Annotated in this window: 9 protein-coding genes and 3 tRNA genes; 2 read left to right on the top strand and 10 right to left on the bottom strand. The window is 43.2% G+C overall.

Annotation, left to right across the window (positions count from 1 at the left end; all coding sequences use genetic code 11):
* Positions 1–227 precede the first annotated feature (227 nt).
* The 4 genes from A3844_RS10705 to A3844_RS10685 all read right to left on the bottom strand — a co-directional run bounded on the left by A3844_RS10705 (position 228) and on the right by A3844_RS10685 (position 3,942).
* Positions 228–300: transfer RNA gene (locus A3844_RS10705), tRNA-Lys, on the bottom strand.
* Between the two features lie 132 nt (positions 301–432).
* A complete protein-coding gene (locus A3844_RS10700) occupies positions 433–1,221 on the bottom strand; it encodes an SDR family oxidoreductase (RefSeq protein ID WP_074107377.1) in 789 nt (262 codons plus the stop codon).
* Between the two features lie 238 nt (positions 1,222–1,459).
* Positions 1,460–2,422 carry a zinc-dependent alcohol dehydrogenase family protein gene (locus A3844_RS10690; protein ID WP_341864888.1) on the bottom strand — a complete coding sequence of 321 codons (963 nt, stop codon included), beginning with the start codon at positions 2,420–2,422 and terminating at the stop codon, positions 1,460–1,462.
* 683 nt (positions 2,423–3,105) lie between these two features.
* Positions 3,106–3,942, bottom strand: a complete 837-nt coding sequence (locus A3844_RS10685) for an oxidoreductase (RefSeq protein ID WP_083606794.1) — start codon at positions 3,940–3,942, stop codon at positions 3,106–3,108.
* Positions 3,943–4,032: 90 nt separating this feature from the next.
* Between A3844_RS10685 and A3844_RS10680 the strand changes: the two genes are divergently transcribed.
* Entirely contained in the window at positions 4,033–4,425 is a 393-nt protein-coding gene (locus A3844_RS10680; protein WP_074107374.1) for a MerR family transcriptional regulator, read from the top strand.
* A gap of 604 nt (positions 4,426–5,029) precedes the next feature.
* Here A3844_RS10680 and A3844_RS10675 read toward each other — a convergent pair.
* The 4 genes from A3844_RS10675 to nrdR form a co-directional block, all read right to left on the bottom strand.
* Positions 5,030–6,043, bottom strand: a complete 1,014-nt coding sequence (locus A3844_RS10675) for a hypothetical protein (RefSeq protein ID WP_074107373.1) — start codon at positions 6,041–6,043, stop codon at positions 5,030–5,032.
* Positions 6,044–6,865: 822 nt separating this feature from the next.
* A tRNA-Lys gene (locus A3844_RS10670) sits at positions 6,866–6,938 on the bottom strand.
* A gap of 10 nt (positions 6,939–6,948) precedes the next feature.
* Positions 6,949–7,024, bottom strand: a tRNA-Ala gene (locus A3844_RS10665).
* A 305-nt stretch (positions 7,025–7,329) separates the two neighbouring features.
* On the bottom strand, positions 7,330–7,806 hold the full coding sequence (gene nrdR / locus A3844_RS10660; RefSeq protein ID WP_074084047.1) for a transcriptional regulator NrdR: 477 nt from the start codon (positions 7,804–7,806) through the stop codon (positions 7,330–7,332).
* A gap of 165 nt (positions 7,807–7,971) precedes the next feature.
* Between nrdR and A3844_RS10655 the strand changes: the two genes are divergently transcribed.
* Positions 7,972–8,190, top strand: a complete 219-nt coding sequence (locus A3844_RS10655; protein WP_074084046.1) for an alpha/beta-type small acid-soluble spore protein — start codon at positions 7,972–7,974, stop codon at positions 8,188–8,190.
* 119 nt (positions 8,191–8,309) lie between these two features.
* On the opposite strand, the gene A3844_RS10650 is transcribed toward A3844_RS10655, so the two are convergent.
* Positions 8,310–8,873, bottom strand: coding sequence for a lytic transglycosylase domain-containing protein (locus A3844_RS10650; RefSeq protein WP_074084060.1), 564 nt, complete (start codon positions 8,871–8,873; stop codon positions 8,310–8,312).
* Positions 8,870–9,466, bottom strand: a complete 597-nt coding sequence (gene coaE / locus A3844_RS10645; RefSeq protein ID WP_074107372.1) for a dephospho-CoA kinase — start codon at positions 9,464–9,466, stop codon at positions 8,870–8,872. The genes A3844_RS10650 and coaE overlap by 4 nt, the downstream gene beginning before the upstream one ends.
* Positions 9,467–9,473: the final 7 nt, after the last annotated feature.

Here is a 9,473-nt window from a genome sequence, read left to right as displayed (position 1 = left end):
GGGTTGGGGTTGGCGGTGTCAGTTCCATTATTGAGCGTCCGCATTGGACGGTAGCAATTGCCTGTAGCAGTGGGCGGCAACAGTGGGCGGTAGCCGTAGCTGTTGCCGTTGACGATTGGCGTTGACGGTTGTAGGTCTGTAATCTCCCACTCCACTCCATTCACTGCATAACCATCCCGCTTCCCGAAACTGCAAAATAACGGCATCTCTGCCGTTATTTTCTGTGATGGACTCTCAGGGACTCGAACCCTGGACAAATAGCTTAAGAGTCTACTGCTCTACCATCTGAGCTAAGAGTCCATGTGATTCAGCACCCTCGTTCAATAGGGTATCGCAGTCGCACGGGAGCTTCTGGATAAAATCATCGGCGGGAAAAACAAAAGATCCGTTGCCAAATCTGGACGGACCTTTTGTTACTACTTGGGCATCGTTTTATTTGAACCGCTGGGCTTGCCTTGAGGGCATGATGGTTAGTTCCGGAATGCTGACATGCTCAGGCTGCTCCAATACATAGAGTGCCGCCTCTGCAACATCATCGGGATGTAACGGCAGGACTTTCGAAGCAAACGCGCGTATTTCATCCTCGGAATACCCGGCCACCTGTGAAAATTCCGTTGCCACCGCCCCGGGCTGAATCGTCGTAACGCGAATCCCCTGATCGATTGTCTCCAAACGTAATGCAGACGCTATGGCGTTAACGCCGTATTTGGTAGCGCTGTATGGACCTCCTCCGGCAATCACTTCCTTGCCGGCAATAGAGGAGATGATGATGACATCTCCCTTGCCCTGACTCAGCATTGGCGGAAGCCCGTAGTGCAGCGTCAACATTAGACCGTGTACATTCGTCCTGTACAGCTCCTCCCATCTTTCCAGATCCACTTCTACCAAAGGACTTCGATACCCGAATCCGGCATTGGCAACTATAATATCAAGACGGCCCCAGCGGTTAATCGTTTCATTGACCACATGCTGTACTTCTTCAGCCTTTTGGATATCAGCAGGTACCGCCATAACCTCGTACAATCCCTCTTTTTGCAATTCCTGTACCAGCTCATCCAATCGATCCCGTCGACGTGCCACTACAGTCACATAGGCGCCGCGCTTTACCAGTTTTCTGGCGATCGATGCCCCGATTCCGCTGCTAGCACCTGTCACCAAGGCCACTTTGCCGGACAGACTCTCCTTCTCATTCCAAGATAGCTCCAAATCATCCAGATTCATTTCGCACCCTCCCAGATTCCAACCTTATTTTGTTAAAAGCACACGGTGAACGCCCTTGCTTCCTCCGGGTGCCGATCCTATATATAAATATCCATTATGGCTTGTAGCCGTAGTTACGCCATACAGTTTGCCTTCCTGATCATGCTAGCTTCCGATAAACTCTCCCTGCGAACTGAACTCCGCAGTAAGCCCATGCTTCGAAGGTGAGCTTGCGCCTCCAATGTCATTTTGAGAGACTTTAGATTTGGACTACGATTTTACCAAAATATTGCTTCCCTTCAGCCAAGAGCGCGAATGCTTCTCCAATTCGATCTAGAGGGAATACACGGTCGATGACGGGATGTAAACGATGATGGGCAATCGCTCGATTCATCTTTTCAAAGTGATCCCGGTTGCCGACTTGACTGCCGCGAACCGTTGCGGCTTTATGCAAGATACTGGAGACATCGTATTCCGCAATGGTCAAGCCCGATAAGAACCCGACCATACTCACGGTTCCCCCTGTTCGAAGTGCATTTATGGATTTCCCCATCGTTGCCGCTCCTCCAACATCCAGAACATGGTCGACGCCGCCAGTCAACTCTAACGCTGCCTTATCCCAATCAGGAACCTCCGAATAGTTGATCGTTTGCCATGCGCCAAGAGCTTTTGCTCGTTCCAGCTTGTCGTTGCTGCTCGACGTGATGATGACTCGTGCTCCGGCCATAAGCGAGAATTGTAGCCCGAAGATGGAGACACCGCCTGTTCCTTGCAGCAGCACAGTATCACCCGCTTGCAAACCACCGTATTCGATTAGCATGCTCCATGCGGTTAATGCCGCGATCGGCAGGGTGGAGGCCTCCTCATAAGTGAGGTGATCGGGAATAGGGACGACTCCGTCTTCATGTAGCACGACATACTCGGCCGCTACTCCATTCAACGGACCTCCCAGACTTTCTTCTAACACCCCTGGTCTTGGGTTGCCGCCAATGAAGCGCTGTTGAAAATTACCTGCTACTCGTTGTCCGACCTGAAATCTGGTTACTCCTGGGCCAATGGCTACAATTTCTCCCGCTCCGTCTGATAATGGAACGAAGGGAAATTTGACTTCGATCGGCATTAATCCGCCGAGGACCACTAAATCCCGATAATTGAGAGAAGCTGCCCTCATACGGATCAGCACCTCCTTAGGACCTGGCGTTGGTTTGTCGAGTTCCGTCATGGTTAATTCCTCAAAGCCGAAGCCGTTTGTCAGTTGTACAGCTTTCATCGTATTGTCCTCCCTGAAGATAAGATCACTATGTTACAATATAGAAACATCGTTACCGTTGCTCGAAAGTAATTTTCGATTCTCATGAAAGTTAAGTACCGCGCATTTACGGTAACGATGTTTCCTATCGGTATCATTGTACCCACCTGATTTTAGAAAGTCAATATGATCTTTGAGCCCCCAGCGTTTTATAGACTAGTGAAGGACAACTGTATACAATTCCTGCTAAGATGCCTCCTCCAATACGAACACACGAAAGTTGAAAACCTACCAAGAAGTTCGCATGCAAAATACTGAAAATCTCCACAAGCTCGTTGTTGATGCTGCGGCAACCAATAATGAATTGCTCAACAAAATTCAATTACAGCTTGTTTGTCAATAAAGAAGGCTTGCACAGCAGTTGTATCTGGACGGATGCAAGCTCCTCACTAACGAATTCGAGAGAACGCCGTAAGCTGCTGATCCAGCACAGCATATGCTGGATTTTTAATTGCGTTTGACAGTCTCGTTCATATCAACGATTGGAACACCGGTCCGTTCGCGGAGCGTCCACACCAAGCGCTTACGTCAATCCTGTCAAAAAAAGAGGATATTCCAACCAGCCATTCATGGCTTTAGGAAATCCCCCATTACTTTTAATAATCGGTGCTAATTGTTATATCATGGTAGGTCGAAAATAATTTTTGCATTCCCGTTAACTTTTCCATTGCCCGCTGATAGGCATCACTCCCTAAAAGAATTCGCAAAGGAACATCACCACGATTCACCAGATCATATATTACCTTGGCAGCTTTGTTAGGGTCTCCCGGCTGGTGTCCAGATAATTCTCTAAGGTTTTTGATATTTTCACCTGCCGTTGCTTGATATGCTTCTAGAATATTTACATTTTCAGTTGCAGATCTGCTTGCAAAATCCGTGTTAAAATCCCCTGGTTCTACCAAGGAAATATTAATTCCTAGGGGCTTAACTTCTTGACTTAAACTTTCGGAAAAGCCTTCTAAAGCGAACTTAGTGGCATGATAGTATCCGAAACCTGCAAATGCACGTAAACCGCCTAGAGAAGATATATTTAAAATAGTTCCGCTCTTTTGCTCTCTCATAATTGGTAGCACATGATCTATCATGTGCTTGACTCCCCAGAAATTAACAGCAAACATATTTTCAATTTGCTGATCATCAGCATTTTCAACAGGTGAGAAGTAGGCATAACCTGCGTTATTAACAAGAACATCAATTCCGCCAAACTTTTGCTTGGTTGCTTCAACAACACTTTTAATGTGCTGACTGTTTGTGACGTCTAACGGTAAAACCAAAAGATTGTCATTCTCCTGTGCGCCAGGCAGGTAATGCTCTATGTCTAGTGGATTACGCGATGTTGCTACTACTTTGCACTTTTTAGCTATTAGCTCTAAAACTATGGCTTTCCCTAGTCCAGTCGAAGCTCCCGTAATAAACCATACCTTATTTTCCACCAATCATTATCCTTTCTCTATCAAGCATTTATAAGTTATGATAAATATACAACCTGAGAGTTACTCTCAGTCAAGAGAAAGGAGCATATCATGTACACCATTAATGAGGTAGCAAATTTCACAGGGTTATCCCCCCATACGGTAAGGTTCTATGCTAAAAAAGAGCTATTTCCAAATATAATCAGAAATCATCAGAATGTACGTCTTTTTTCCTCAAAGGACGTGGAATATGTTGAAATCGTCAAAGCACTGCGCATGACAGGTATGTCGCTTGAGAATATCAAACAATACATCGATTTATGCGAACAGGGATCAGATACCGTGGAAGAACGCTATAACATCATAAGAGATCAACAATTATTGGCAGAAGATTACCTTCAAGAAGTCACACAACAAATTATGTTGCTACGAAAAAAAGTTAATTATTATCAACAAGCTATTAAGGAGGGTGAAGAAAATATAATTTGGAATCCTCACATATGAAAGTTGAAAGACACAAGTGGTATGAAGAATGGATTGTCTCAACTGTTCATGAAACAAACTATTTGTGAAATAATGAACGTTCTATTCTAAGAAGAAGTAGACCAGTGGTTTTAAACAGATCTGTGTTCCCCACTTCTGCTTCATCCTCCCGCTTCCCGAAAAAGCAAAAAAACGGCATTTCTGCCGTTTCTTTAGGATGGACTCTCAGGGGCTCGAACCCCTGACCTCATCGCTCTGAGCATAGAGATGGTTAATGTTGTTGTAAGCTTTTTATTAAGAATCCTAAATGAATATGCTATTCAACGGCTGTCGTTCGATTTAATTAATGTTTGGTGAATAAGCATGAAGATCCCCACAGATGGAATAAGCATTTTTAAATTCAATGAGCTACCAAAAGGTCCGGAAATGAAACGAGTCTGTAAAATATATTGTGTGAACTCTCAGCCCCACTAGAATGGAAGTTAGAGAGCAAGGTTGGGATGAACACATGAATCTCGGAAAAAAATTACGGAAAGTAATTCATTTTCACTTGATTATTTACTAATTTCTCCAATTATGATCAAATCAAAAAAACGGAATCAAAATATGAATTATCCATTTTCATTCATAAAAAGCATAATAACCCATTATAGACCTCTGCTTCCTCATACACTAGAAGCTTGAGTCTCTCTCTTATATTTGTAATAATGCTCTTATTATTAGTATTATTATATTTTAATACTAAATTCCTAATTATAAGGGCATCATTCTCAATTTTATTCAATTTATCTAACAAGATTTTGTCAAAATCATAATTTTTATTATTAATGAGGAATTCCACTCTGAAATTCATATTTCTCTTGTGCTCCCATATTAAATGAAACAGCCGAATATCGATGTTATTCTGTAAACTTTCTACCTTTTCAAGAAAAAGATCTAAACTAGAGTAAACTGCTAGTCCATATATATGATCATTTGTATTTCTAAACATATTAAATTTATTTGATGAATTAGTGGATAAAAGATAATCATTCAATGATTCTTTCATTGCAGATGAATGAAATTTATATTCCCAATCATATCTTACTCGAATTAAATTGATTTTATTGTTCCATGCTGAAAAATCTTTTGTATCATCCATCTGTTCATCAATATCAATAGCTTTATTAAAATCATCATAGGTTACTATGTTATTACTGGAATAGACCCCTTTTTCATTAAAACCAGATGTATAAAACGTTTTAGCTGATTTATCGTGTCCATGTAACAACACATCATGGGGAAAGTGCCAGCACATATAAGGTTTTGTATTAGGTATGTAATACTCATCTATATAGGTTATTACATAAAGGTTACGATCAATTGCATCTGTAAAAAAATCTACCAACTGGTTCTTGTTAGGGATTAATTCCTTTTCAATATAAAATCTTTCGATTATTGGGCATAAAATAAAATAATCCCAAAAGGAATAATAATTCAAAGGGTTTAGCGTATCTTCTTTAGAAAGACTAATTTGTATATAATTCGAGCAAAACCAATTCATAAAATCTGGATGGTTTGCAGCAATCGATAAGGGAAAAGCGTGATGTTGGTATGTTGTTATGATTGGTTCTTGTATCGGAAGTTGTATTTTCGTCAAATTACTTCACTCCTCTTTGTCTTAGAGCTTGTTATCTAAATACAAGAATTACATAAATTCATCGTGGAAATTTTCATCATAAGCAGTTATCAATTATTATTCGTCAAATAGAGTATTGATTCTCACGGGCAAGTTTGATAATTTCATTATTGTTTTCAAAATTGACATCATTCAATTTCAATTCGCACTTTCTTATTCGGTTGTATTCGAAAATCTTTGATATAAGAATACCTCTATCGTACTTCCAAATAATCCCTATGTAAACTTATTACAGTTGAATACTGTTAAAAAAATATATTCAAAGTATATTCAATGACAAATTCTAGAATTGGTTGACAAATCAATCATAGAAACCGCTTTCGGGAACAGCAAATATTTTGAAGATAATTAACCCGTTAATTTGATAGCTCTGAATTAATTGATGATCTAGTTCCTTTTCAGCTTCTCTTATACCATTTGCTTTTATGGATATCGACTGTAAATAGTCCTCAACACATCTATTTAAGTAATCTAAGAACATATGAAGTTACGACATAAAACAAGAACAAACTCATGAAACCAGTATCTTATTGCCGCAGGTAACGGCATTGCTCCCAAATCAAAGGTATTTCTACCTCTCGTTCTGCTTGCTAGCCCGCTTATGGAAAGATCAGAGGTATTTCTACCTTTCATTCTGTTCTCTAGCCCGTTCACGGTTAGTTCAGAGGTATTTCCTTTCCCCTGGTCTCTTTCTTCACGTTTATCCCTCTAACTTTCATCGGAGTTATCACAGTATAATTCCCTATACAGCAAAGAAACGGCATTTCTGCCGTTTCTTTAGGATGGACTCTCAGGGGCTCGAACCCTGGACAAATAGATTAAGAGTCTACTGCTCTACCAACTGAGCTAAGAGTCCATATGAAGTTTGGTGGAGCCAAGGGGGATCGAACCCCTGACCTCATCGCTGCCAGCGATGCGCTCTCCCAGCTGAGCTATGGCCCCATGAAGCCTTTTAGAAGTACAATATGTATTCTAAAAACTGACTTTATCTGTAACGTTCATGTCACTTAGAAGTTAATTTGTTTCGTAGGCGACTTCTATATAATATAAAATTCCGGACTCAGTGTCAACACTTTTGTTAAAAAAGTTTTTGGAGTGATCCTCTGCCCGTCCGCCTAAGGATTTAGGAGTAGCAATAAACCACCTTACAGTACGGCGGCTTATTGCTTCACAGGGACAGTTCCACTCAGCTTGCAGGCTAAACAGAGAACGCTCTCACTCCACGTAGTATAACCTTCAGCAGCTTCCTATAATCCCTCCAGCTCTCCGGTACTCTTGGACAATAGGCCTTTGAGCTCCTTCATGAACATGTTGATGTCCTTGAACTGGCGATAGACAGAGGCGAACCGGACGTAAGCGACTTCATCTACAGGGTAGAGCTGCTCCATAACGAGCTCGCCGATCTGACGGCTCTCCACTTCGGCCAAGGCGATCCCGCGCAGGGACTTCTCAACTTCGGAGACGATGACCTCCAGGCGCTCGACGGAGACGGGACGTTTCTCGCAGGCGCGGATCAGGCCGCGCAGGATTTTGTCGCGGCTGAATTCTTCGCGGCTGCCGCCTTTTTTGATCACAATCAGTGGCGTTTCTTCGATCATCTCAAACGTGGTGAACCGCCGGCTGCATGACTCGCATTCCCGCCTGCGGCGGATTGACTTATTTTCATTGGCCGGACGGGAGTCCAGCACTTTGGTATTCGTGTGATCACAGTATGGGCATTTCATAAGCTTAATCACTTCCTTTTGCAATATAGGTGTCGTCCCGGTCCGGCAAGGAATCCGGCTTTGAGGCGCTCATTCTAATTTCCATAAATCACCGTTTATTTATTGTTATGAAGATGGCAAGTCCAGCACATAATACAGTTACCAACCGATAGGAGGTGAACAGTAATGAGCCAAAATAACAGCTCCAATAACCTGGTAGCTCCAAATGCACGCGGTGCCTTGGATCAACTGAAATACGAAGTTGCCCAAGAACTCGGTATTACGCTCTCCCCAGATGGATACCAAGGCAATAAAACTTCTTATGAAAATGGTTCGATCGGTGGTTACATCACTAAACGTCTTGTAACCCTGGCTGAACAATCACTGGCAGGTCAGTTCAAATAAACAATTCACCATAAGTTTGCCAAGAAGTATTATTCGACTTTTGGGTCGTGTAATACTTCTTTTTTGCATAACCAGGGGACTAACTTAAGGAAATTACAGCAAATGTAAGGTTCTGCACTCTAGAACTCATTATAGATCTCTGTGTACTGTTCATAATAATAAATGACACGCTGCACATAATGACGGGTCTCGCCAATCGGAATATCCTTTACTGCCGCCTCGCTCCCGTCCCAGTCCCCTTCATCCAACCAGCGCTGCACCTTGCCTGGGCCAGCGTTATATGCAGCAATAACCGCTATGCGGTTGCCGTCAAACTTGCGGGACAGCGAAGACAGATACCAGGTACCCAGCTCAATGTTAGCGGATGGCTCTTCCTTAAGCCTATCCAGCGATACATCCGGGAGCTTGGCCTTTTCGAGCGCCCACTTGGCGGTATCCGGCATCAGCTGCATAAGACCTATGGCGCCTTTTTTGGACTCACGTCCGGTTTTATAATTCGTCTCAACCCGGATGATTGCCGCCACAAGGAACGGATCCATCTCATAGGTAAGACTGTGCTTTCGGATCTCATTCTTATAATAAATGGGATAAAACCAGGACATCCAATTCGTACTCAAGAACAGAATGGCTGTAAAGCCAACGAACAGCAGGAGCAGCACTCTTTTTTTACGCAGCCATTTCATGATAGACCCAGCCTGTCCCATAAAGCTGCAACCTGCTGCCTTGTATTATCCAGATTACCACTGTTGTCGATGACATAGGTGGCTTTACTACGCTTCTGCTCAATGTCCATTTGGGCACTCAATCTGCCTTCAGCCTGCTCCATTGTAAGCGTATTGCGTTCCATCAGACGGTCCAGCTGAAGCTCACGGGGAACGTAGACCACGATGATCTCCTGAAACAGATTGTCCAGACGGGATTCATACAAGAGCGGAATATCCACTATAACCAATTGCTGGGGTACTTCCTGTTCCAAAGCATACATACGGTTCTTAATCTCCCGGCGGATCGCCGGATGTGTCAGCTCATTCAGCTTCTGCCGGGCATCAGGATCGTGAAAAACGATCGCTCCAAGTCTGGCCCGGTTCAGCGTTCCATCCGGCTGCAGGATTTCTTCTCCAAACTCTTGCACGGCTGCGGCCAGCACCGGAGACTCCGGAAGCATTACCTCTCTGGCAATGACATCGGCATCAACCAGTCGCGCCCCCTTATCCACAAAGATTGCGGATACGGTGCTTTTTCCGGAGGCAATGCCTCCGGTTAAGCCCATAATCATGTACTCA

Source organism: Paenibacillus helianthi (assembly GCF_001909055.1).
Classification (GTDB): Bacteria; Bacillota; Bacilli; order Paenibacillales; family Paenibacillaceae; genus Paenibacillus_AQ; species Paenibacillus_AQ helianthi.
The sequence above is the reverse complement of the archived record's forward strand: the minus strand, read 5'-3'. Positions and strand labels throughout refer to the sequence as shown.